Raw genomic sequence first — 22,187 nt, 5'->3', positions numbered from 1 at the left:
GTCGGCGCTGCAGATTGGTCATCAGCCGCGAGTTCATGGAGAGGATTGATACATCGCCAAGCGTTTAGACCTCGTCCTGAGGAGCCCGCCGCAGGCGGGCGTCTCGAAGGACGGCCGCACGCTCTCAAGCCCCGCGGAAGATCGAATAGCCCCAGGGCGTGAATTTCAGCGGCAGATGAAAGTGCTCCTCGACCTTGTCGATCGCGAAGCGAAACGGCACTGTGGTCAGGAATTTCGTCCTAGCACCCGCCCCGAAGAACTCGCCGATATGGAACAGCACCTCGTACTCGCCGGCCGTGACGCCGTCGCCCTTGACGACCGGCGCCTGCAGGGTGCCGTCGGCGCCGAGCTGGCCTTCGGCGAGCAGCGTGCGGTCGGGCGCCACGCGCCAGATCGCGACACCAAGGCCCAGCGCCGGGCGCCCGTTCGCGACATCGACTGCATGAACCGAGATACCGCCGGCCATTTTGCACTCCGTCATCAGGTTGGCGGGGCATGATAGACGCGAAACCTGCCGCGGCGCCAGCCGTGCCGCTGTGGCCCGCGCTCGCCGCGATGATCGCGCTGCAGGCGCTGGTGTCGCTGGCGCTGTTCGCGCCCGGCACGGTGGCGCCGCGCGCCGGCCTCAGCATCGAACAGCTGTCGCTGTTCTCGACTGCAGCGTTCGTCATCAGCCTGGTCTCCTCGTTCTGGGGCGGCACATTGGTGCAGAAGCTCGGCTCGCTGCGCGTCGCGGCGCTGTGCGCCGTGGTCGTCAGCGCCGGCATGTCGCTCGCGTTGTTCGAGAGCGGATGGGCCCTGCTCGGCGCCGGGCTGATGCTGGGGCTTGCGGTCGGACCTGAAACACCGGCCAGCTCGGCGCTGCTCGGACGGCTGGTGCCGGCCGAGAAGCGGGCGATGGTGTTCTCGATCCGGCAGACCGGCAGCCAGATCGGCGCCGTGGTCGGCTCGCTGGCACTGCCGCCGATCGCCGTCCTGATGTCGCCAAACTCCGCCTATGCCGCCGTCATCGTCTGCGCCGCCATCGCTTTCGCCGCCTTCGAACGGCTCAGGCCGACCTACGCGATCGCGCCGGTGGTCATGCCGCGGCTCGGCCTCATGGAGCGGCTGCAGCTGATCAGCGCCGACCGCCGCATGGCGGCGCTCGCCATCGCCTCGATCCCGTTCAGCGGCATGCAGGTCATCCTCAACACCTGCTTCGTCAGCTTCGGCACCGCGGAGCTCGGGCTGAGCCATGTCGAGGCCGGCTGGGTGCTGGCGTCGGCGCAAGGCGCCGGCATTATTGGACGGCTCGGCTGGGGCGTCGTCGCCACGCGGCTGCGCTCGGCGCGCGCGGTGCTGGTGATGGCGGGCGTGGGCATGGCGATCTGCGCGCTGCTGCTGGGGCTGTGGGGCGCGCAGCTGAGCCGGCCGATCCTGGTGATGCTGACCTTCGTGTTCGGGCTGACGGCGAGCGGCTGGAACGGCGTCTTCATTGCCGAGATCGCTAATCTCGCAAAACCCGGACGCGTCGCCGAGGCCACCGGCGCAGTGCTCACCGCCTCGTTTCTCGGCCTCGTCGCTGCGCCGCTGCTGGTTGCTGTCCTGACGCCGCGCGTCGGGCTCGGCGGCAGCTTCGTCGCACTTGGATTGACCGCGGCTGCCGGCGCAGCCGTGCTGCTGATGGAGCGATCCCATGCGCGCAAGTGACATCGCGGCGGCCGTTACGGCGCGGCAGACCTCCGCGAGGGAGATGGCCGAGCAGGCGCTGACCCGCATCGCCGCGGCACGCGATCTCAACGCCGTCGTGATGACAGATCCGGAGCGCACGCGCGCGGACGCCGATGCCGTCGACGCCCGGGTCGCGGCCGGAGAGCAGCTGCCGCTGGCCGGTGTGCCCGTCGTGATCAAGGACAATATCTGGGTCGGCGGCTGGCGCATCACGCAGGGCTCGCGGCTGTTCGCTGGCTTCACCGCCCCCGAGGATGCCATCGCGGTGGCACGGCTGCGCAAGGCCGGAGCGGTCATCGTCGGCATCGGCGCGACCTCCGAGTTCGCCTGCAAGGGCGTCACGACGTCGCTGCTTTATGGGCCTACGCGCCACCCGCTGAACCCGGATCTCACGCCCGGCGGATCATCCGGCGGCCCTGCCGTTGCGGTCGCCGCGGGACTCGTGCCGCTCGCGATCGGTACAGATGCGGGTGGATCGAGCCGGCGGCCGCCGGCCCATGTCGGCGTGGTCGGCTTCAAGCCGTCCTATGGCGCGATTCCCTACGGCGCCGGGTTTTCCGAAGCCGGCTGGGGCATCTCGGTCATCGCCCCGATCGCCGCTGATGTCGGCGATGCGAGGCTCGCCTTCGAGGCAATGGCCGGCGCCGATCCGCGCGATCCGCATTCCTTTGACGCGCCCTTGGCCGATCAGCTAAGCCCATTGCGCATCGCGTTCTCGCCCCGCCTCGGGCTCGACGTCGCCGTCGATGACGACATCAGCATGGGCCTCGAACGCACGGTCGAGCGTCTTTCCGCCGCGGGCCTGTCGATTGCGCGGAGAGACCCCGTCTGGCCCACGGGCCTTGCCGAGGACGCGGTCATGCCGCTGCAGCATGCCGGGCTGGCCGCGCTGTTTGGCGACGCTTTCCGCAGCGATGCCACGCAATTCGATCCGGATATCGCGAAGCAGATCGAGCGCGGCCTCGGCCTCAGCGGCGCCGATGTCGCGCGCGCGCTCGAGGCGAGCACACAGATCGCACGTGCCTTTGCTGCGTTCTTCATGGAGGTCGATGTGCTGCTGGCGCCGACGGTGCCCTGTGTCGCCTGGCCATTCGCGCAACTCGGCCCGTCCGAGATCGGCGGCAAGCCCGCGTCTCCGCGCGGGCATGCGGTGTTCACGCCGTTCGTCAATCATGCCGGCGTTCCCGCCATCTCGATCCCGTGCGGGAAGAACGCAAAGGGCCTGCCATTCGGCCTGCAGCTGATTGCGGCAAGGGGCCGCGACCGCCTGCTGCTGAATGTCGCCGAAATGGCGGAGCGAGTTCTCACTCACCCCTGATCGAACTTGTTCGCCAGCCGCGCCCGCGTGATGTGGCCAATCTGGTCGATGGCGTTGACGATCTCTGTATCCGCGTCGCTGCCGATCCGCCGCTCCATCTCGGCGATGACGGAAGCGCGGTCGGCGTGCAGCGCGAGCGCCACGATCAGCGGCATGCCGAACTTGTCGCGATAGCGGCGGTTGATGTCGGCGACGCGCTCGAACTCGGCGCGCGACAGCGAGGTGAAACCGAGCCGGCCCTGCTCGCCGATCGAGTCATCCGTCATCTCGCCCGCGAGCGCCTCGCGGCCAGCGAGTTCCGGATGGGCGCGGATCAATTTGAGCTTCTCGTCACGGCTCATGGCGCGCACGACATTCATCAACGTGGTATGCAGCGCGTCCGCTGAATCGTCGAAGGCCGTCAGGCCGGAGCGGTAGGCACGCTCGGCGATCTCCGGCGAATGCTCGAAGATGTCGCCATATCGCTCGACGAACAGCACGCGTGACATCTGCGACGGCCGCCACACCCCGGACGGCGGATGCGTCCGAATCCAGTGCCGGGCGATGTCGAGCCGGGTCGCGACCCAGACCTTGTCATGCCCCATGATGTAGTCGAGAAAGCGCGCCAGCGCCGCGGCGCGGCCGGGGCGGCCGACAAGCCGGCAATGCAGCCCGACTGACATCATCTTCGGACTCTCGGCCCCTTCGGCATAGAGCGTATCGAAACTGTCCTTCAGATAGGCAAAGAACTGATCCCCGGAATTGAAACCTTGCGGCGTGGCGAAGCGCATGTCGTTGGCGTCGAGCGTGTAGGGCACGATCAGTTGCGGACCATGCGGCCCCTCGATCCAGTACGGCAGCTCGTCGGCGTAGGAATCGGCGCTGTAGACGAAGCCCTGCTCGTGGAGGACGATGTCCAGCGTGTGCTCCGACGTGCGACCCTGGTAGAAGCCGAGCGGCCGCGTCCCCGTCAGCTCGGTGTGAAGACGGATCGCCTGCTCGATATGCGCACGTTCGTCGGCTGCGGAGACATCGCGGTAGTCGATCCATTTCAGGCCGTGCGAGGCGATCTCCCAGCCGGCCTGCTTCATCGCGGCCACCGCGTCCGGATTGCGCGCCATGGCGGTCGCAATCGCGAACACCGTCACCGGCAGCTTGCGCGCGGTGAACATCCGCCACAGCCGCCAGAAGCCGGCGCGCGAGCCGAACTCGTAGATCGATTCCATGTTCATGTGGCGCTGGCCGGGCCAGGCCTGGGCGCCGACGATCTCGGACAGGAACGCCTCGGAGGCGACATCGCCGTGCAGAATATTGTTCTCGCCGCCCTCCTCGTAATTGATCACGAACTGCACGGCGATGCGGGCATCGCCGGGCCAGCGCGGATGCGGTGGCGTGCGGCCGTAGCCGACCATGTCGCGCGGATAGATATCGGCACTCATCGTCTCAGCTCCCGCGATAGGTCTGGTAGCTCCAGGGCGTCGCGAGCAGCGGCACGTGGTAGTGCGCGCTCGTGTCAGCGACTGAGAAGCGGAGCGGGATCAGGTCGAGAAACAGCGGATCGTCAGCGGCGAGGCCGTGGGCCTTAAAATAGGCGCCCATATGGAAGGTCAGCATGTAGGTGCCGGCCGTGAGGTCATCCCCAGCCAGCACCGGCTGGTCGGTGCGGCCGTCGGCATTGGTCCGGACCTGCTTGACCCGGCGCCACGAACCATCCGGCTGCAGCGCATCGAGATCGATCGCGACGTCGGCGGCGGGCTTGCCCCTCACCGTGTCCAGAATATGCGTGCTCAGACGGCCCATTCGTCGTCCCTTCTGTTGTCCGCCAACTCTATCAGCGCCCGGTTAAAGGTTCGAGGCGATTTGCCGTTCATCAACCGCCTGCGGGATGGTCATGTCTCGCCTCTGCCGAAACGCTCGACCAGGAAATCGATGAACAGCCGCACCTTCACCGAGAGATGCCGCGTCGGCGGGTAGATCGCATAGAGCGCGAGCGGCGGCGCGGTGTAGTCGGCGAGGATGGCGGTCAGCGCCCCGCTGGCGAGCGCATCGGTGGCGATGAAGCGCGGGATCAGTGCGATGCCCTGCCCCCGGATGGCGACGTCGCGCAGCACCTCGGCATTGTTGACACACAAGGTCCAGGCCGGCTGAATCCAATGATCGCCATCCCGCCCCGTGAGCTTCCACTGATTGCCGGTCAGCAGGAAGCCGTAGGTGAGCGAGGTGTGGCGGCGCAGATCCTCGGGGCTGCCAGGCGTGCCGTGCCGGGCCAGATAGGCCGGCGCGGCGCAGATCACGCGCTCCACCGGCATGATCCGCCGCGCCACCAGGCTCGACGATTCCAGCTCGGCGATGCGGAGCGTCACATCGAAGCCATCCTGCACGGGGTCGAGCAGGTCGTCGCTGAGCACGATCTGCAGCTGCAGTTCGGGATAGAGGACCATGAAGTCGGCGACGACAGGGCCGAGCCGCATGGTACCGAACGACATCGGCGCATTGACGCGCAGGAGCCCGCGTGGCGCCGCCTGCGACTGGCTGACGGCTTGATCAGCCGCGTCGAGCTCGGCCAGGATCGAGACGGCGCGCTCGAAATAGCGCTGACCGGTCTCGGTCGGACTGGCGTGACGCGTGGTGCGGACGATCAGCTGGACGCCGAGGCTCTGTTCGAGCTCGCCGATATATTTCGAGATCGCCGAGCGCGACAGCCGCAGCTGTCGGCCGGCTTCGGCGAAGCTGCCGCTCTCGACCACCTTCACGAACGCCCGCAGGCTGCTCAGCTTGTCCATCGGTCCCGGACCGTCATTGTCGCCAAATCGTAGACAGAGACGTCACAAGAGCACGGATTGTCTCCAAATCAAAGCCAACCAATATGACGTCACAGGAAATCAACGGCCGGCCCCCGCGGCCAAGAGACAGGAGACCCACATGCCCGGACTGCACCACGTCACCGCGATCGCAGGCGACCCGATCCGCAATTTCGGCTTCTATACCCGCGACCTCGGCCTGCGCTTCGTCAAGAAGACGGTCAATTTCGACGATCCCAGCACCTACCATTTCTATTACGGCGACGAGACCGGCCGCCCCGGCACCATCCTCACCTTCTTCCCATGGGAGGGTGCCCGACCCGGCCGCCGCGGCGTCGGCGAGACCCACCAGACCGCATTTCGGGTGCCGCAGCGCTCGCTCGGCTACTGGACGCAGCGCCTCACCGAGAAGGGCATCGCCTATGAGGCGCTGGAGAAGCGCTTTGGCGAGTCGGTGCTGCCGTTCACCGACCCGGACGGCATGGCGCTGGCCCTGGTCGGCGTCCCCGGCGCGGAGGACGAGCCCGGCTACAGCAATGGCGACGTCCCGGCGGAGCATGCCATCCGCGGCTTCCACGGCGTCACCCTGCTGCTCGACTCGGCGGACAAGACCGCGGCCGTGCTGACCGACGTGTTCGGTTTCGCGGAAGCAGGCCGCGAAGGCTCGGTGATCCGCTTCAAGGCGCCGGGCGATGCGCAAGGCAGCGTCGTCGACATCTACGAGGCCAAGGGTTTTCTGCGCGGCGCACAGGGCGCCGGCTCGGTGCATCACATCGCCTTCCGCGCGGCCGACGACGCCGAGCAGGGCGTGATGGCCTCGAGGCTGGTCGACCGCCACGGCCTGCATCCGACCGAGCAGAAGGACCGCAACTACTTCCGCTCGATCTACTTCCGCGAACCGGGCGGCGTGCTGTTCGAGATCGCGACCGACATTCCGGGCTTCGCGGTCGACGAACCGGTCGCCGAGCTCGGAAAGAACCTGAAGCTGCCCGCGTTCCTCGAAACGCACCGCGAGCAGATCGAGGGCGTGCTGCCCAACCTCGAGGAGGCCGCGACATGAGCGAAACACTGTCCTTCACCCACCGCTTCCAGCCCGGAAGCACGACAGGAGCAGCACCGCTGCTGCTCCTGCACGGCACCGGCGGCGACGAGAACGACCTGCTGCCGCTCGGCGCCACCCTCTCACCGGGCGCGGCGCTCTTGTCGCCGCGCGGCCAGGTGCTGGAGCATGGCATGCCGCGGTTCTTCCGCCGTCTGGCGGAAGGCGTGTTCGACGAGGCCGACGTCCGCCGCCGCGCACTGGAGCTCGGCGCCTTCATCGGCCAGGCGCGGCAGCGCTACGGCCTCGCGGCCCCGGTCGCGGTCGGTTACTCCAACGGCGCCAACATCGCCGCTGCGCTGCTCCTGCTGCAGCCGGAGGCGCTGGCCGGTGCTGTGCTGTTCCGCGCCATGGTGCCGCTGTCGCAGCCGCCGGCCGTCGAGCTGGCACGCAAACCGGTGCTGATGCTGTCGGGACTGGCCGATCCGATCGTGCCCGCCAGCAATTCCGCAAAACTGTCCAGCCAGCTCATTGGGGCCGGCGCCGACGTGACCCACACGACCTTGCCGACCGGGCATCAGCTGTCGCAGGCCGACATCGCGCTGGCGCGCGACTGGCTCGCCGGGCTGCCGCAGGCGATTGCAGCATGACCAGCATCTGCGCTTGCGGCCCCGAGCGATCCTGATCGAGAATGCCTTCGCATCGAAGCCGGCGCCGGGGCCGCATATCGCGGCTCCGGCGCCGACGGAGCATCAGAAGGGAACTGCGGGATGGCCGTCGACAAGCTGTTCATCAATGCACGGCTCGATCGCGGCGCGCGCCACGCGATCACGGTCGACAATGGCTGCATCAGCGGCCTGCTGGCCGAAACCGAACGGCCCGAGGCGCGGGAGGTCATCGATCTCGGCGGCGCGCTGGTCGTGCCCGGCTTCGTCGAAGGCCACATCCATCTTGACACCAGCTTCTATGGCGATGCCTGGAAGCCGCATAAGCCCTGCACCAACGGCTTCGACGTGCATGAGCGTGTGACGTTCCAGGCGCAGAACATGGCCGCGGCGGCGCCGATGGACGTGCGCGCCCGCAATCAGCTCGATCTCTGCATCGGCCATGGCACCACGCGGATGCGCAGCCACGTGATGGTCGACGGCTCGGTGGGACTGAAATCCCTCGAAACCATCCTGCGCGTGCGCGAAGACTATCGCGACCTGATCGAGATCCAGCTCGTCGCCTTTCCGCAGAGTGGCATCCTGAAGAGCCCGGGCACGCCGGAGCTGCTCGACGAGGCGATCAGGCTCGGCGCCAACTTGGTCGGCGGACTCGATCCCGCGAGCTTCGACCGCGACGTCGAGAAGCATCTCGATGTCGTATTCGGCACGGCGCACAGGCATGGCGTCGATGTGGACATTCATCTGCACGATCCCGGCATGCTCGGCCTGTTCGAACTGGAGCAGATCGCAGCGCGCACGCGCGCCCTCGGCATGCAGGGGCATGTCGCGGTCAGCCACGCCTATGCGCTCGGCGACCTGGCGGCTGATCCGCTGAAGAAGGCCGCCGAGGTCCTGGCGACATCGGGCGTCGCGATCATGACGAACGCGCCGGGCGCGCGGCCCTTCCCGCCGGTCACCTTGCTGCGTGCCGCGGGTGTCACCGTGTTCAGCGGCAACGACAACATCCGCGATTCCTGGTGGCCCTACGGCGATGGCGACCTCCTGAACCGCGCCATGATGGTCGGCTACCGCTCCGGATTCTATGTCGATGACGAATTGCGCATCGCCTTCGACCTCGTCACCGAGGCCGGTGCCAAGGCGTTGCGCCTTGCCGACTACGGCCTCCACGTCGGCGCCCGCGCCGACTTCGTCACCTTGAACGCGGAGCAGATCCCGGAGGCGGTCGTCGCCATCCCGAAGGGGCGCTCCGTGTACAAGGAGGGCCGCCTCGTCGCGCGCGACGGCCGCGTCATCAGGCCAGGGACTTGAGCCGACGTCACTGCGCCGGCTCGACCGGCGCCGGCGCGCGCGGGGGCTCGGCGCGCGACACCGTCGCAGCCTCGATCCACCGCGTCACCGCCGACAACTGTCCGCCCGACTCGCGAAACGCCTGCAGCTGGTAGTCAGCCGAGCTGCCGAACTGCATGATGGTACGGCAGCGCTCAACCTCAGCGAGGCAGCCGAGCGCCTCTGCATGCGGTGCGACATCGACGATCATCCGGTTCAGGATCTCCTGCCCGGTGACCGGACCGTCCTCCGTGACGAACAGGCAGTCGGTACCATAGCGCTGCGCCCGCCATTTGTTCTCGACCGCGATCGCACGCTCGACATTGTCGACAGCCTCGGCGAGCTCGGGATTGACACAGAGATGGCGCGCCAGCGCGCGGTACAGCGAGGCGACCGCCACGGCATCGTCGACCGACGTGCACACGTCGGGCGCGCGCAACTCCAAGGTCGGATGCCGCAGCGACGGCCGCATCGCCCACCACACATGGCTCTCGTCGGGCATGACGCCTGATTTGACCAGCGCCGCGACGTAACGATCATATTGCGTCTTGGAGGTGAACAGCTCCGGGAGACCCGTGCGCGGTAGCTCGTCATAGGCCGCAAGCCGATAGCCCTTGAGGCCGGTGTCCCGCGAATTCCAGAACGGCGACGACGCCGACAGCGCGATGAAGACGGGAATATAGGGAATCATCGCCCGCATGACGGCGAAGCGGCGATCGGGATCAGGCAACTGAACGTGCACGTGCATGCCGCACAGCATGTTGCGCTGGCCGACGAAGCGTAGATCCTCCATCATCTCGGCATAGCGCGGCTTCGGGCTCGGCTGCGAACTGCGCCACGTCGCGGTCGGATGCGTCGAGCACGCCAGAATGGTCAGGCCATACTGCCCGGCGACGCTGGCGACCTCCCGCCGCAGGAATTTCAGCTCCTCGCGCGCATCGCCCGTATCGACATGGACGTTGGTTGCGACCTCGAGCTGCGACTGCAGCATCTCGCGCATCGCCTGGCCGCCGGTCGACCAGTTCGCCGCTTCGAACAGATCATCCGGCGTGCGGATCGCGACGTCCAGTGTCTTCGCGTCGACGAGGAAATACTCCTCCTCGATGCCGAAGGAATATTCGGTGATCCGCTCGCCGCCGGTGGCCGAGCGGATCACCAGCCGCCGCTCATCGTCGCTCAGGCCGAGCCTGAGCCGTTCGAGTATTTTTGGATCCAATCCCATGTGATCAATCCTGTCAGAAATCAAATGCCGTGGGTCTGCAGCCAGGCTTCCAGCAGCGCGGCCTGCCACAGCCGCGAATGCCCTTTCGGGCTCATCTCGGTTTCGGGATTCTCCAACATGTGGTCGATGAAATCGCGCCGGTAGAGCCCGCGCGACCGCGCCTTGTCATCGCTCAGCACGTCGCGCACGTAGTCGAGGAACGGTCCGCGCAGGTAGCGTAGCGACGGCACGGGAAAATAGCCCTTCGGCCGATCGATCACCTCCGCCGGCACGCAGCGGCGTGCAGCCTCCTTCAGGATGTGCTTGCCGCCGTTCTTCACCTTCAGTTCGGCCGGCATGCGCGCGGCCAGTTCGACCACCTCGTGATCCAGGAACGGCACGCGGGCCTCGAGCCCGAATCCCATGGTCATGTTGTCCACCCGCTTCACGGGGTCGTCGACCATCATGATCTCGGTGTCGATCTGCAGCACCTTGTCGACCGCGGAGGCATCGCTGTGATCGGCAAAGAAGCTCTCGACCAATTGGAGGCTCACATCCTCACCGACCAGATCCGGGGCCAGCAACCGCTGCAGATCCGCATGCTTCCAATCGAAATAGGCGTTCTGATATTGCTGGACGGCGTCGTTCGCCGACAGAAACCCGGGATACCAGCTATAGCCGCCGAACACCTCGTCGGCGCCCTGCCCGCTCTGCACCACCTTGACGCGCTTGGCGACTTCGGATGACAGCAGATAGAATGCGACCGCGTCGTGACTGACCATCGGCTCCGACATTGCCGCGATGGCTCGCGGCAACGCTTCGAGTGCGCGGTCTCCGCCGATCCTGATCTGCTCGTGGTTGGTGCCGAACGTGCGAGCAATGATGTCCGAGTAACGGAACTCGTCGCCGGCGTGCTTACCTACCGCGTCGAAGCCGATCGAGAAGGTGCGGATGTCCTCGTGCCCCAGCTTGGACAGCAGCGCGACCAGGAGAGATGAATCTAGCCCGCCCGACAGCAGCACGCCGACCGGCACGTCGGCGACGCGGCGGCGGTCCACCGCCGATGTCATTGCGTCCAGCAGCGCGTCCGACCACTCCTCCTGACTCATGGCACGATCGGTCGGGCGCTGGGTGCCGACGCTGAACTGCCAGTAACGTTCACGGCGCTGCGTTCCATCCGGCTCGATCGTCAGAAAGGTCGCGGGCTCGAGCTTCTTCACGCCATTGAGGATCGTCCGCGGCGCCGGAACGGCGGCGTGAAAACTGAAGAAATGGTGCAGCGCCGCCCGGTCGATCGATGTATCGACGCCGCCGCCGGCAAGTAGCGCCGGCAAGGTCGAGGCGAAGCGGAGGAAGCCCGGACCTTCGGTGTAGTACAGCGGCTTGATGCCGAGACGGTCGCGCGCGAGCACGACCCGTCCGCTGTCCCGCTCCCACAGCGCGAAGGCGAACATGCCCTTGAAGCGCTGCACGCAGGCTTTGCCCCAGGCATGATAGGCCTTGAGGATCACCTCGGTATCGCCGTCGGAGAAAAAGCGATAGCCTTTCGCCTGCAGCTCGGCGCGCAGCTTGCGGAAATTATAGATGCATCCGTTGAACGCAATGCCGAGCCCCAGCGCCGCATCGATCATCGGCTGCTGCGCGGCTGCGGACAGATCGAGAATGCTGAGACGGCGGTGCCCTAGCGCGATTCCGCCCTGCACATAGATGCCGGCAGCGTCGGGGCCGCGCGGCTGCATCGCATCATTGACTTGGCCGAGCGCCGCCAGCGCGGGCTGTCCGGACGTCCTGACTTCACCACAAATGCCGCACATCGCGGATCATCCAGTTCCTATTGTTTCAGGTGTTGCCGACAACCCTCTGTGATCGTTTGCGTTCCGCGACAATTGCCGTCGCGTCTGCGGCAAATAGCGGAACGATTTCGGCCGCTCTGGATGCGCGGGCGACCAGCACGTGATCGGGGGGAACCTCGATCCAGTCCGGCTCCTTGTCATAGGGCTCGGAGACGGCGATCACCCGATCGCCGTCCTCACGGTAATAGAGCGAGTTGGCGCTATCGTTGGCCGCGAAGCGAAACGCATAGAGATCGTGGCCGTTCGACAGCGCCGACGTGAACCGCAGGCGCTCGCGCAGACCGTCCTCGTTGACGAGTTGACACAGCCCGCGCAGCACTTTCGATGTTGCGCCGATCGGATCCTGATCGATGCCGGCGCCGACGATGGCGAGGAACACGGCTTCCGAATCAGTGGTGCCCAACCGCGATGGATACAACGCGTCCGGAATCATCGCCTCGACCTTGCGGCGGAGCCTGTTCCAGCTGCCGACGAAGCCGTTGTGCATGAACAGCCAGCGGCCGCAGGCAAAGGGGTGACAGTTCTGCCGCGTCACCGCCGTGCCAGTCGCGGCGCGCACATGCGCGAAGAATAAATGCGAGTGCAGGTGCCGGCAGAGATAGCGCAGGTTCTCGTCCGACCATGCCGGCCTCGTCTCGCGATAAAGCCCAGGCTCCGGGTGATCGCCGTACCAACCGAGGCCAAAGCCGTCTCCATTGGTGCCTGCGGTCGATTCCAGCGCGCGGAGGCTCTGTGTTACCAGCGAATGCTCGGGCTCGGTAACGTAATGCTCGAAAGCGGTGCGCTCTCCGCGATAGGCGATCCAACGGCACATTCTGCCCCTCCGGCTGGACAAATTTTCATGACACGTGGGGACGTGCCGCGTTCTTTCGGAGGAGGCGGCAACGCGCCAATGCGCACGAGGTTCCGCGACGCAGGACCCTTGAGCTGGTCCCGGTCCGAGAACCCGCATCCCGATCATCCGGTCGGGCTGGGATTGGAGTCACCCGGCTCCGGCAGTATCCCGGTCCCCGGTGTCTTGTCCTTGTCCGTCAGCTCAGGCCGCGCATGCGGGCCCGCCGCCGGCATGTCCTCGCCTTGCGGCGTCTTGCCGTCAGGGGCCGCACCACCTTGACCTTCTTCCCCGGAGCGGCGTTTTGACGTCTCGCGATCGTCTTCGTTCATCGTCAGTCCTTTCGACGATCTCTCGCCAAGTGCGCCTGCCATCAATTCGCGGCCAATGATCCGATGTGGTTGAGAGCCTCTCCACGTTTGCGGTGCTCGCCGATCATCGATCAGAGCCAACACCGGCCAGCTCGTGCCGTTCCGCGTCCCTACATCTTGCGCGCGACCAGCTTCATGCGCAGCTCGGAGATGGCTTGGCCAGGGTTTAACCCCTTCGGACACGCCTTCGCGCAGTTGAGGATGGTGTGGCAACGATAGAGGCGAAACGGATCTTCAAGATTGTCGAGGCGCTCTCCAGTGGCTTCGTCACGACTGTCGTCGATCCAGCGGGCGGCCTGCAGCAGTGCCGCCGGTCCGAGGAAGCGCTCCGAATTCCACCAGTAGCTGGGGCAGGACGTCGAGCAGCACGCACACAGGATGCACTCGTACAGACCGTCGAGCTTTTCGCGGTCCGCCTCGCTCTGCCGCCATTCCTTCTGTGGGGTTGGTGATTTGGTCTGCAGCCAGGGTTCGATGAGAGCGTATTGCGCGTAAAAATTCGAAAGATCGGGAACGAGGTCCTTGATGACGGGCTGATGCGGCAGCGGCAGCAGTTGGATGGCGCCGGCATGATCGCTCATGGATATCGTGCAGGCGAGCGTGTTCTGCCCATTGATGTTCATGGAGCAGGAGCCGCAAACGCCTTCGCGGCACGATCGTCGGAAGGCGATCGTGGGGTCGATGTTGTTCTTGATCCAGATCAGGCCGTCGAACACCATGGGCCCACAGTCCGACGTATCAACGTAGTACACGTCGAGGTGCGGATTGCGTCCGTCCTCCTCATTCCACCGATAGATACGAAACTCACGCAGCGTGCTGCTGGTCGGCTTTGGCCAGGATTTTCCCGGCTCAATCGCTGAATTCTTGGGCAGGCGGAATTGCGCCATCATCGCTCTTCGACGATTGTCGGTCCCGCGACCAACCGTTCGTCGCTGCACGCGTTCCTCCGCTGACGATGTTGCATGGTCGCAGGCCGGGAGACGAAGCGCGATCTCGTACGGCCGCCTCGCAATCAAGCTTCGCCGCGCTCGCGCACCAGCCTGAGCCACGCGGCCGCGGCCGGCGAGAGATAGGCGCCGCGGCGCCAGGCCATCGCCAGCGTCCATTCGGTGCCGGGCTCGTCGAGCACGACGAGACTGATCGGCACTTGCGTGCGCTGAGTTGCGATCATGCGCGGCAGGAAGGCAACCCCGAGACCGGCGCCGGCGAGTTCGGCAATGAAATCGATCTGCGTGCTGCGCGCCGCCACGACCGGCTCGAAGCCGTTGCGGCGGCAGGCATCGCGGAGGATGCGGTTGAGCGCGAAGCCGGCCTCGAACAGTACGAACGGCGTGTCACGCAGCTCTGCCAGCGTGATCGTCTCATGCCGGGCGAGCGGATGATCGACCGACACCAGCGCCATCAGCGGCTCGCGCCGAACGATCTGGGCGGCAAACTCATCGGCGATCGGCGGCAGCAGACCGGCGAAGTCGATCTCGCCCGCCGCGAGCAGCTCGCTGAGCCTGTCGCTGCCGTGCTCGACCAGCCGGATCTCGATATCCGGATGGAGCTGGCGGTAGAGCGCAAACAACGGCGCGAACAGCGTGCTCGATCCGATCGGCGGCAGGCCGAGACGCAGCACGCCGCGCTTCAGCCCGCGCAGCTCCGCGAGTTCCGCCTGCAGGTCGTCGCGCTCCGCCAGCAGCCGGATCGCGCGGCGGTAGACGATCTCGCCGGCCGCCGTCATGCGGCTCTTGTGGCCGAGCCGGTCGAGCAGCGGCAGGCCGAGCTCGTCCTCCAGCTGCTTGACCGCCTTGCTGACGGTCGACTGGGTCGCGAACACCGCCTTGGCGGCCTGCGAAAAGCCGCCCTGTCGGACGACCTCGACGAAAGTTTTCAGCGCTTTAAGTTCCATAATGGAACAGTCTATTCCAAATTGGACTGAATATCAGTCTTTCAATTCATTTTGAACATGCTGCGATGCGACATATCTTTTGTTTGGACGATCAACTTGGACGAAATCGATGATGCATCGCAGCATTTCTTTCCGGCTTCAGCACCTCCTCCGTCGTAGCCGGCTGGTTCAAATCGGCCTGCTCGGCCTGTTCTGGGCGGCCGGCGAACTGCTGGCGCGGACGACCGGCCTGCCGCTGCCCGGTGGCATCATCGGCATGGCGCTGGCGCTCACCCTGTTCCTGGCGGGAGGTCTCAAGGTCGCCAGCATGAAGCGCGGCGCCAACTGGATGCTGGCCGAGATGCTGCTGTTCTTCGTGCCGGCGGTGCTGGCGTTGCTCGACCATCGCGAGCTGTTCGGCCTGCTCGGGCTCAAGATCTTCGCCGTGATCGTCGTGAGCACCACCACCGTGATGTGCGTGACCGCGCTCACCGTCGACCTCTGCTACCGATGGACCGAGCGTCATGACTCCCGCCGCGCTGTGGCATGAACCGCTGGTCCAGGCTGCGGTCTGGTCGCTGGCGACGATCCTGCTCTATCTTCTCGCCAAGCGCGTGCACCGGCGCTGGCCGCGCTGGTGGCTGATGCCGCTCGCCGTCGCGCCGGCGCTGCTGATGATCGCGGCGCTGGCGCTCAACGTCTCCTACCGCGACTACATCCGCGGCACACATTGGCTGGTGGCGCTGCTCGGACCGGTGACGGTGGCCTTCGCGGTGCCGATCTATGAGCAGCGCGGGCTGATCCGCCGCCGCTGGCCGCTGCTGCTCGTCGGCATGATCGCCGGCAGCCTGACCGCCGTCGCGACCAGCTGGGCGCTGGCCTATCTGCTCGGCATCGACGGCGAGTTGCGCCTGAGCCTCCTGCCGCGCTCGATCAGCACGCCGTTCGCGATGGCGGTCTCCGACGAGATCGGCGGCATTCCCGACCTGACCGCGGTGTTCGTCGTGCTCACCGGCATCATCGGCGCCGCCGTCGGCGACATCGTCCTGGCGCGGCTGCCGCTGCGTTCGACGCTGGCCAGGGGCGCGCTGTTCGGCGTCGGCGCGCATGGCGCCGGCACCGCGCGCGCCCACCAGATCGGTCGCGAGGAAGGTGCGGTCGCCGGTCTCGTGATGGTGCTGGTGGGACTGATGAACGTCGCGCTCGCGCCGCTCATCATCCAGTTCATGAAATAGCCCGCTCAGCGCCGCTCGAGCGAGGCGAGCCAGTTGCTGATCTCGGCGAGGCGCAGGACATCATTGGCTACGTCCTGATCAAGCCCGAGGCGCCAGAGAATGTCGCGCCTGTCCCGATCGCGATACAGCGTCGCGAGATCGGCGGCATAGCGTTCCAGTTCGGCGAGACCCGCGAAAAAACCCTCGTCGATCAGCGGCTGGCCGATGCGCCGGATCACCCAGGCGACGTCCTGCAGGCTGAATTCGGGATGATATTGCACGCCCCAGAACCGGCCGCGGCCGCTTCTGATCTCGGCGGCCTGCACCTTGCTCATGGCGTTGCGCGCGGTGACGGTCGCATCCGGCGGCAGACGGGTCACGATGTCGCTGTGGATCGCCGGCGCATCGAACACGGCCCCACGCCCCGCGTGCATGGGATGGGCGCGGCCCGCCTCGTTCAGCGCGATCTTGCGCGCGAAGCCGACCTCGCGGCCGGCCGGATTGAGCAGCACCTCGCCGCCGGCCGCAACGGTCGCGAGCTGAAGTCCCCAGCACGAGCCGAACATCGGCACGCCCTGCGCGAAGATCGTCCTTACCAGCTCGATCTGGCGCAGCGATTCCGGCTCACGCTGATAGATGTTGAGCGCCGATCCGGTGATGACGATGCCCTGATAGGCGTCGATCGGCTGCTGCAGCCGCGCATCGGCGTCGGCAGGCGTGGCGATGTCGACAGCCGCCTCTGGCGCCAGCCCGCGCAGGACATCGGCATAGCTTTCCGACGGCGTGCGCCCGGCGATCTCCGCCCAGCGGCGACGGCCGGCCAGCGAATTGCCCTCGAGCACGAGCAGCTTCAGCATATCGTCGGTCTCCGAATTGTCGTCGCCATCGCGGCCTCACGGATTCAGGACGCCGCACGGCAAGCAACGGCCGTGGCGAACAGCAGCGCGGGGGACGAGCGAGAGACCCGACACGGGCATGATCCAGACCTCTGACCGGGCGCGCAGCGAGCCGGGCGCGGACCGCCCGTTTCAATCACGGCGTCGAGGTCCGGACAAGCAATGCCCGACGAGCGATGCGTGCAGGGCACCCATGCGCCGCCGTCAGCGCCAGCGCAGCCGCCGCCGCTTGGCCCGCGCCGTCCGTCGCGAACGGACATGATGGCGCGGCGTAGGCTCATCATGAAACATCGCGTGCGTTTCGACCGCGGACGCGGCCCGAGCCTCGAGCGCCTGGCCGCAATCGGCGACGAGGCGAAGCCGCGGTGCGCTGGGCGCTGCGGGCGAGGCGATCCCGGCCCGCTTGCTCGGACGCATCGGGCTCTCCACCGGCACCAGCGCCGACAACGTCGCCTTCAGGCCGGCCAGCAGGGCGGCCACAGCGCGAGACGGACGCGCCCAGCGCAACCGCCGCGGCGAACGCTCGGCGCGGCCACCGACGCGCTTGGTGGGCCGTCCCGCGCGAGATCGGCCGCCGCGCTGATCGGCGGCCGCGGCACTGTCGTCTGACGGCAGCATCACGCGAAACGGCTCTTCCGACGGACCGGCTGCGATCACCAATTTGCGCATGCGTCTCACCTTGATCTCATGACGGCCAATGCCCGGCCGGATTCGGCGCGACCATTGCCGAGAGGCGGTGACGGCAAGCTGTTGCCGGATGTCAGCGACATGTCAGCTCGCCAACCGTGATGTCACCAGCGCCAGCACCTCCGGCTCGTCGAACGCCGCCGCGGTGAGCGCGGCGCCCGCGGCGATCAGCTCGTCATGACCGAGATTGCTGCGCATGGTGGCGATGCCCGCCGCGGTGGCCGCGGCGATGCCGGCCCGGGAATCCTCGAACGCAACCGCGTCGTCCGCGATCGCCTGCGCTGCGCGTAGCCCCTCCAGATACGGCAGCGGGTGCGGCTTGCCGTGCGGCAGTTCGTCGCCGATGATGAGCGCGCGAAACCGGTCCGCGATGCCGAGCCCCTGCAGGATCAGCTCGGCATTGGCCCGCGGCGCGTTGGTCACCGCCACCACCGGGATCGACGCCGCCGCGGCATGATCGAGCAGCGCCATCAGGCCCGGCAGCGGTTGCACGGCGCCAGCGGCAAGGCGGCGAAACACCTCCTCTTTCTGCGCCATGATGGCGGCCCGCCGCTCGGGCGGCTCATCGGGGAGAAATTCGGCCCCGATCGACGCGTTCGAGCGGCCGAGCAGTTCGCGTGCCGCACGGGCGCGGTCGAAGACGTGCCCCCGCGGCCCGAACACCGTGTTGAAGGCCTGAACATGCAGCGCATCGGTGTCCGCCAGCGTGCCGTCGATGTCGAACAGCAGGGCTCTCTGTTTCCTAATAACGCCTCGCATCAGCAAATTGACCTCAACTCATCCGGATGTTGACGCGATCTGATCCAACTCTCGACCCGAGCCGCTGGCGTTATTCCCTCAAACCGCGTGAAAACGCGACGGGGGAAATTGCGATGACCTGCCATTTGAACGCATTGCCTGGATTGAAATCTCTGCCGAAGCTCGGCGCCGCCGCCGTGCTGCTCACCATCAGCCTCGCCACGCCGCCCGCACAGGCGAACTCGCTCAAGGGCTCCGACGGCGACATGGTCAACGGCCAGTACTGCAACGAACTCTGCAAAGTCTACATGGCGTGGTCCGATCGCATGCTTGCGATCACCCAGCCGAACTATTCGCGGCCGCAGGTGAGGGTTGCGGTGCCGCAGTCCATGTCGCCTAAGAAGATGGACAAGATCGAGAAGGCGGAGCGGCCGGAGCCGCGGATCACTCCGCATGCGCCGAAGACGCAGCGGCCGGCCAGCCTGGATTCCTACGCGCAGCTGCCGTCGGGGAGCCATGCGGCGCAGGCCGCGATGGACGGCCCCGGCGGCGGCGACATCGCGGCCGATGATCGCGCAGCGCGCATGGGGCAGCTGTATGGCACCGAGCCGGTACCGCCGCGCTCGGCGCTGGCCGAGATGCGCCGCGCCGCCTCCGAGACCGCCGACATGCGGCTGGTGTCGATGACCGATCCGGGCATGGCGCGGGGCTCGACGACGGTCGGCGAAGCCGGCGGCAGCGCGCGCTCGAAGATGCCCTCGATCTGGATCCTGCTCGCCGCAGCCGCGATCCTGGCGTTCTTCGGCCATGGCTGGCTGAAGCGGCGCAACGGCGGCTCCGAAGGGATCGGCTGAGGGCCGCGCAACCGGAGGTTCCGCCGCCCGGCTCCACGCTGCGGCAACCATTCCGGACAATGTGACCCGCCGCTGCCCCGGTCCGGACGGGGTCTGGTTGAACTGGCGAGCCCCTGGCCTTATGCGTGGGCGATGAACATCGCCCTTCCCATCGCCCCGCCGCTGAATTCCTGGCCCCGCCACCGCGCGAGCCTGACGCCGGCGCCGTTCCTGCCGATGAGCCGCGCCGAGATGGACGCGCTCGGCTGGGACGCCTGCGACATCGTGCTGGTGACGGGCGACGCCTATGTCGACCATCCCTCGTTCGGCATGGCGATCATCGGCCGGCTGCTCGAGGCGCAGGGTTTCCGCGTCGGCATCATCTCGCAGCCCGACTGGCACTCCGCCGAGCCGTTCAAGGCGCTGGGCAAGCCGCGCGTGTTCTTCGGCGTCACCGGCGGCAACATGGACTCCATGGTCAACCGCTACACCGCCGACCGCCGCATCCGCAGCGACGACGCCTACACGCCGGGCGGCGAAGGCGGCAAGCGGCCGGACCGCTGCACGCTGGTCTACGCCCAGCGCTGCCGCGAGGCATTCAAGGACGTGCCGGTCGTGCTCGGCGGCATCGAGGCCTCGCTGCGCCGCATCGCGCATTACGACTACTGGTCCGACAAGGTGCGCCGCTCGGTGCTGGCCGACGCCAAGGCCGATCTGCTGCTCTATGGCAATGCCGAGCGCGCCGTGATCGAGGTCGCGCACCGGCTCGCCGTGGGAGAGTCGCCGAAGGACATCCAATCGGTGCGCGGCACCGCGCTGTTCCGCAAAGTGCCCGAAGGCTACGCCGAACTCCACGCCGACGACCTCGACTCCGCCGACGAAGGCGCGGCGCGCGAGAAGGGCCATGTCGTCATCCGGCTGCCGTCCTGCGAGCAGGTCGAGCAGGACAAGGAGGCCTATGCGCGGGCCTCGCGCGTGCTGCACCGGGAGAGCAATCCCGGCAATGCGCGCCCCCTGGTGCAGCGCCATGGCGACCGCGACCTCTGGCTCAACCCGCCGCCGATCCCGCTGACCATGGCGGAGATGGACAGCGTCTACGACCTGCCTTACGCCCGCGCGCCGCATCCGTCCTATGGCGACGCCAAGATCCCGGCGTGGGAGATGATCCGATTCTCGGTGACGATCATGCGCGGCTGCTTCGGCGGCTGCACCTTCTGCTCGATCACCGAGCACGAGGGCCGCATCATCCAGAGCCGCTCGGAAGGATCGATCCTGCAGGAGATCGAACGCATCAGGGACAAGACGCCGGGCTTCACCGGCGTGATCTCCGACATCGGCGGCCCCACTGCCAACATGTACCGGATGGCGTGCAAGGACCCGAAGGTGGAGGCCGCCTGCCGCCGGCCGAGTTGCGTGTTCCCCGAGATCTGCCCGAACCTCAACACCTCGCATGACGATCTCATCCGCCTGTATCGCAAGGTGCGGGAGGTCAAGGGCGTCAAGCGGGTGATGGTGGCGTCCGGCGTGCGCTACGACCTCGCGGTCGAGAGCCCCGCCTACATCAAGGAACTGGTGACGCATCACGTCGGCGGCTACCTGAAGATCGCACCGGAGCATACCGAGCGCGGCCCGCTCGACAAGATGATGAAGCCGGGCATCGGCACCTACGACCGCTTCAAGGAGATGTTCGACGCCGCGGCGCGCGAGGCCGGCAAGAAGTACTATCTGATCCCCTATTTCATCGCCGCCCATCCCGGCACGTCGGACGAGGACATGATGAACCTCGCGCTGTGGCTCAAGCGCAACCGCTACCGCGCCGACCAGGTCCAGACCTTCCTGCCGTCGCCGATGGCGACCGCCACCGCGATGTACCACACCGGCGTCAACCCGCTGCGCGGCGTCCGCCGCGGGGCGAGCGACAAGGTCGAAGCCATCAAGGGCCTGCGCCAGCGCCGGCTGCACAAGGCGTTCCTGCGCTATCACGATCCGGACAATTGGCCGGTGCTGCGCGAGGCCCTGAAAGCGATGGGCCGCAGCGACCTGATCGGCTCGCGCCCCGAGCAACTGGTGCCAGCGCATCAGCCGCCCGGCACCGGCAAGGCCGCCACGACGCGGCGGCCGGTGCGCCCGGAGCCGCGCGCGCAGCGGTTCACGACCAAGGGCGTGAAGATCAGGAAGTAGTTCGTGCGACGGGCGCTTAACAGAGCCGCAATGTCGCAGCGCGCCCTGTCTTCACCTCGCCCCGCTTGCGGGGAGAGGTCGGATTGCATCGAAGATGCAATCCGGGTGAGGGGGACTCTCCACGAGTTCGGTCTGCGGAGAGTCCCCCTCACCCCAACCCTCTCAGCGCGAGCGAAGCTCGTCGCGCCCCCGCAAGCGGGGCGAGGGAGCCCACCGCATCCGAGGCAAGAGCGGCACTCCCAACTCTGAATACGCATGCTCCACACCTACTTCCCAAGAGAGACGGTGTACTGAGTTCGCGATAGTGCTCCCGCTCATCATGAGCCAGGACCACCGCATCCACTGCACGATTTTTCCGAACAGCCCGCCGCAGCCCCGCGGCGCGTCCGCGCCCAGGTCATGCTGCCGACATCGCCCTCGACACATGAGAGGGCGCGGGGAAGACCGGACCTCGACTGAGGTCCGTGGCCCGCCTGCTCAAAAGAATGCAGGCGGCAGGTACCACGGTTCAGCCGGACGACCCGGCCTTCCCCGCGCGATGGTGTTACGGCTGCTTCGCGATCTCCCTGGGGACCGGGCTGTCTTGCCCCCATCACCGGCGCGACGCGTCTCCGCACCGTCACCGGCTTGACCTCAGCATCGGGAGGCCAGGACCACGCGACTTGAC

General features: G+C 67.0%; 22 protein-coding genes. 9 read left to right on the top strand and 13 right to left on the bottom strand.

Annotated features, from left to right (window positions below; genetic code table 11):
- Positions 1 to 124 precede the first annotated feature (124 nt).
- Positions 125 to 466 (bottom strand): hydroxyisourate hydrolase, encoded by a 342-nt coding sequence (locus ACQR1B_RS03200; RefSeq protein WP_434831275.1) that lies wholly within the window; start codon positions 464 to 466, stop codon positions 125 to 127.
- 29 nt (positions 467 to 495) lie between these two features.
- On the opposite strand from ACQR1B_RS03200, the gene ACQR1B_RS03195 reads away from it, so the two are divergent.
- The gene (locus tag ACQR1B_RS03195; RefSeq protein ID WP_434831276.1) at positions 496 to 1,689 is read left to right on the top strand and encodes an MFS transporter; all 1,194 of its coding nucleotides are present in this window, start codon (positions 496 to 498) and stop codon (positions 1,687 to 1,689) included.
- Complete coding sequence (locus tag ACQR1B_RS03190) at positions 1,676 to 3,028, top strand: amidase (protein WP_434831277.1); 1,353 nt, start codon at positions 1,676 to 1,678, stop codon at positions 3,026 to 3,028. The genes ACQR1B_RS03195 and ACQR1B_RS03190 overlap by 14 nt, the downstream gene beginning before the upstream one ends.
- On the opposite strand, the gene puuE is transcribed toward ACQR1B_RS03190, so the two are convergent.
- From puuE to ACQR1B_RS03175, 3 genes are all read right to left on the bottom strand, one after another.
- Positions 3,019 to 4,446, bottom strand: coding sequence for an allantoinase PuuE (puuE, locus tag ACQR1B_RS03185; protein WP_434831278.1), 1,428 nt, complete (start codon positions 4,444 to 4,446; stop codon positions 3,019 to 3,021). The genes ACQR1B_RS03190 and puuE overlap by 10 nt on opposite strands.
- Positions 4,447 to 4,450: 4 nt before the next feature.
- Positions 4,451 to 4,807 carry a hydroxyisourate hydrolase gene (gene uraH, locus ACQR1B_RS03180; protein WP_434831279.1) on the bottom strand — a complete coding sequence of 119 codons (357 nt, stop codon included), beginning with the start codon at positions 4,805 to 4,807 and terminating at the stop codon, positions 4,451 to 4,453.
- A gap of 89 nt (positions 4,808 to 4,896) precedes the next feature.
- Complete coding sequence (locus tag ACQR1B_RS03175; protein ID WP_434831280.1) at positions 4,897 to 5,790, bottom strand: LysR family transcriptional regulator; 894 nt, start codon at positions 5,788 to 5,790, stop codon at positions 4,897 to 4,899.
- A gap of 139 nt (positions 5,791 to 5,929) precedes the next feature.
- Here ACQR1B_RS03175 and ACQR1B_RS03170 point away from each other — a divergent pair, with 139 nt between their 5' ends.
- The 3 genes from ACQR1B_RS03170 (at position 5,930) to ACQR1B_RS03160 (ending at position 8,823) form a co-directional block, all read left to right on the top strand.
- Positions 5,930 to 6,868, top strand: coding sequence for a ring-cleaving dioxygenase (locus tag ACQR1B_RS03170; protein ID WP_434831281.1), 939 nt, complete (start codon positions 5,930 to 5,932; stop codon positions 6,866 to 6,868).
- Positions 6,865 to 7,497 (top strand): alpha/beta hydrolase, encoded by a 633-nt coding sequence (locus ACQR1B_RS03165; RefSeq protein ID WP_434831282.1) that lies wholly within the window; start codon positions 6,865 to 6,867, stop codon positions 7,495 to 7,497. The genes ACQR1B_RS03170 and ACQR1B_RS03165 overlap by 4 nt, the downstream gene beginning before the upstream one ends.
- Before the next feature lie 120 nt (positions 7,498 to 7,617).
- Positions 7,618 to 8,823, top strand: coding sequence for an amidohydrolase family protein (locus ACQR1B_RS03160; protein ID WP_434831283.1), 1,206 nt, complete (start codon positions 7,618 to 7,620; stop codon positions 8,821 to 8,823).
- Positions 8,824 to 8,830: 7 nt separating this feature from the next.
- Here ACQR1B_RS03160 and ACQR1B_RS03155 read toward each other — a convergent pair whose 3' ends face one another.
- From ACQR1B_RS03155 to ACQR1B_RS03130, 6 genes are all read right to left on the bottom strand, one after another.
- Complete coding sequence (locus ACQR1B_RS03155; RefSeq protein WP_434831284.1) at positions 8,831 to 10,063, bottom strand: carboxylate-amine ligase; 1,233 nt, start codon at positions 10,061 to 10,063, stop codon at positions 8,831 to 8,833.
- 20 nt (positions 10,064 to 10,083) lie between these two features.
- On the bottom strand, positions 10,084 to 11,856 hold the full coding sequence (locus ACQR1B_RS03150) for an N-acetylglutaminylglutamine amidotransferase (protein ID WP_434831285.1): 1,773 nt from the start codon (positions 11,854 to 11,856) through the stop codon (positions 10,084 to 10,086).
- Positions 11,857 to 11,881: 25 nt separating this feature from the next.
- Positions 11,882 to 12,709, bottom strand: coding sequence for a class II glutamine amidotransferase (locus tag ACQR1B_RS03145; RefSeq protein ID WP_434831601.1), 828 nt, complete (start codon positions 12,707 to 12,709; stop codon positions 11,882 to 11,884).
- Positions 12,710 to 12,852: 143 nt separating this feature from the next.
- Positions 12,853 to 13,059, bottom strand: a complete 207-nt coding sequence (locus ACQR1B_RS03140; protein ID WP_434831286.1) for a hypothetical protein — start codon at positions 13,057 to 13,059, stop codon at positions 12,853 to 12,855.
- Between the two features lie 149 nt (positions 13,060 to 13,208).
- On the bottom strand, positions 13,209 to 13,985 hold the full coding sequence (locus ACQR1B_RS03135) for a succinate dehydrogenase iron-sulfur subunit (RefSeq protein WP_434831602.1): 777 nt from the start codon (positions 13,983 to 13,985) through the stop codon (positions 13,209 to 13,211).
- Positions 13,986 to 14,110: 125 nt separating this feature from the next.
- Positions 14,111 to 14,992, bottom strand: a complete 882-nt coding sequence (locus ACQR1B_RS03130) for a LysR family transcriptional regulator (protein ID WP_434831287.1) — start codon at positions 14,990 to 14,992, stop codon at positions 14,111 to 14,113.
- A 109-nt stretch (positions 14,993 to 15,101) separates the two neighbouring features.
- Between ACQR1B_RS03130 and ACQR1B_RS03125 the strand changes: the two genes are divergently transcribed.
- Together ACQR1B_RS03125 and ACQR1B_RS03120 are read left to right on the top strand one after the other, a co-directional pair.
- A complete protein-coding gene (locus ACQR1B_RS03125) occupies positions 15,102 to 15,521 on the top strand; it encodes a CidA/LrgA family protein (protein ID WP_434831288.1) in 420 nt (139 codons plus the stop codon).
- A complete protein-coding gene (locus ACQR1B_RS03120) occupies positions 15,496 to 16,206 on the top strand; it encodes an LrgB family protein (RefSeq protein WP_434831289.1) in 711 nt (236 codons plus the stop codon). The genes ACQR1B_RS03125 and ACQR1B_RS03120 overlap by 26 nt, the downstream gene beginning before the upstream one ends.
- A gap of 5 nt (positions 16,207 to 16,211) precedes the next feature.
- Here the strand turns inward: ACQR1B_RS03120 and ACQR1B_RS03115 are convergent, their stop codons facing one another.
- From ACQR1B_RS03115 to ACQR1B_RS03105, 3 genes are all read right to left on the bottom strand, one after another.
- A complete protein-coding gene (locus tag ACQR1B_RS03115; RefSeq protein WP_434831290.1) occupies positions 16,212 to 17,042 on the bottom strand; it encodes a type 1 glutamine amidotransferase in 831 nt (276 codons plus the stop codon).
- Positions 17,043 to 17,285: 243 nt separating this feature from the next.
- A complete protein-coding gene (locus ACQR1B_RS03110; RefSeq protein WP_434831291.1) occupies positions 17,286 to 17,750 on the bottom strand; it encodes a hypothetical protein in 465 nt (154 codons plus the stop codon).
- Positions 17,751 to 17,852: 102 nt separating this feature from the next.
- On the bottom strand, positions 17,853 to 18,533 hold the full coding sequence (locus ACQR1B_RS03105) for an HAD family hydrolase (protein WP_434831292.1): 681 nt from the start codon (positions 18,531 to 18,533) through the stop codon (positions 17,853 to 17,855).
- 107 nt (positions 18,534 to 18,640) lie between these two features.
- Here ACQR1B_RS03105 and ACQR1B_RS03100 point away from each other — a divergent pair, with 107 nt between their 5' ends.
- Together ACQR1B_RS03100 and ACQR1B_RS03095 are read left to right on the top strand one after the other, a co-directional pair.
- Entirely contained in the window at positions 18,641 to 19,360 is a 720-nt protein-coding gene (locus tag ACQR1B_RS03100; protein ID WP_434831293.1) for a hypothetical protein, read from the top strand.
- A gap of 132 nt (positions 19,361 to 19,492) precedes the next feature.
- On the top strand, positions 19,493 to 21,520 hold the full coding sequence (locus ACQR1B_RS03095; RefSeq protein ID WP_434831294.1) for a YgiQ family radical SAM protein: 2,028 nt from the start codon (positions 19,493 to 19,495) through the stop codon (positions 21,518 to 21,520).
- Positions 21,521 to 22,187: the final 667 nt, after the last annotated feature.

Origin of the sequence: Bradyrhizobium oligotrophicum, from assembly GCF_051168495.1 — a bacterium.
Lineage (GTDB): Bacteria > Pseudomonadota > Alphaproteobacteria > Rhizobiales > Xanthobacteraceae > Bradyrhizobium > Bradyrhizobium oligotrophicum_A.
This window is presented reverse-complemented; position numbering and strand designations above follow the sequence as displayed.

Coding starts and splice junctions, on each gene's coding strand:
- ACQR1B_RS03200 (WP_434831275.1), bottom strand. CDS start 466: ATGGCCGGCGGTATCTCGGTTCATGCAGTCGATGTCGCGAACGGGCGC.
- ACQR1B_RS03195 (WP_434831276.1), top strand. CDS start 496: ATGATAGACGCGAAACCTGCCGCGGCGCCAGCCGTGCCGCTGTGGCCC.
- ACQR1B_RS03190 (WP_434831277.1), top strand. CDS start 1,676: ATGCGCGCAAGTGACATCGCGGCGGCCGTTACGGCGCGGCAGACCTCC.
- puuE (WP_434831278.1), bottom strand. CDS start 4,446: ATGAGTGCCGATATCTATCCGCGCGACATGGTCGGCTACGGCCGCACG.
- uraH (WP_434831279.1), bottom strand. CDS start 4,807: ATGGGCCGTCTGAGCACGCATATTCTGGACACGGTGAGGGGCAAGCCC.
- ACQR1B_RS03175 (WP_434831280.1), bottom strand. CDS start 5,790: ATGGACAAGCTGAGCAGCCTGCGGGCGTTCGTGAAGGTGGTCGAGAGC.
- ACQR1B_RS03170 (WP_434831281.1), top strand. CDS start 5,930: ATGCCCGGACTGCACCACGTCACCGCGATCGCAGGCGACCCGATCCGC.
- ACQR1B_RS03165 (WP_434831282.1), top strand. CDS start 6,865: ATGAGCGAAACACTGTCCTTCACCCACCGCTTCCAGCCCGGAAGCACG.
- ACQR1B_RS03160 (WP_434831283.1), top strand. CDS start 7,618: ATGGCCGTCGACAAGCTGTTCATCAATGCACGGCTCGATCGCGGCGCG.
- ACQR1B_RS03155 (WP_434831284.1), bottom strand. CDS start 10,063: ATGGGATTGGATCCAAAAATACTCGAACGGCTCAGGCTCGGCCTGAGC.
- ACQR1B_RS03150 (WP_434831285.1), bottom strand. CDS start 11,856: ATGTGCGGCATTTGTGGTGAAGTCAGGACGTCCGGACAGCCCGCGCTG.
- ACQR1B_RS03145 (WP_434831601.1), bottom strand. CDS start 12,709: ATGTGCCGTTGGATCGCCTATCGCGGAGAGCGCACCGCTTTCGAGCAT.
- ACQR1B_RS03140 (WP_434831286.1), bottom strand. CDS start 13,059: ATGAACGAAGACGATCGCGAGACGTCAAAACGCCGCTCCGGGGAAGAA.
- ACQR1B_RS03135 (WP_434831602.1), bottom strand. CDS start 13,985: ATGGCGCAATTCCGCCTGCCCAAGAATTCAGCGATTGAGCCGGGAAAA.
- ACQR1B_RS03130 (WP_434831287.1), bottom strand. CDS start 14,992: ATGGAACTTAAAGCGCTGAAAACTTTCGTCGAGGTCGTCCGACAGGGC.
- ACQR1B_RS03125 (WP_434831288.1), top strand. CDS start 15,102: ATGATGCATCGCAGCATTTCTTTCCGGCTTCAGCACCTCCTCCGTCGT.
- ACQR1B_RS03120 (WP_434831289.1), top strand. CDS start 15,496: ATGACTCCCGCCGCGCTGTGGCATGAACCGCTGGTCCAGGCTGCGGTC.
- ACQR1B_RS03115 (WP_434831290.1), bottom strand. CDS start 17,042: ATGCTGAAGCTGCTCGTGCTCGAGGGCAATTCGCTGGCCGGCCGTCGC.
- ACQR1B_RS03110 (WP_434831291.1), bottom strand. CDS start 17,750: ATGCGCAAATTGGTGATCGCAGCCGGTCCGTCGGAAGAGCCGTTTCGC.
- ACQR1B_RS03100 (WP_434831293.1), top strand. CDS start 18,641: ATGACCTGCCATTTGAACGCATTGCCTGGATTGAAATCTCTGCCGAAG.
- ACQR1B_RS03095 (WP_434831294.1), top strand. CDS start 19,493: ATGAACATCGCCCTTCCCATCGCCCCGCCGCTGAATTCCTGGCCCCGC.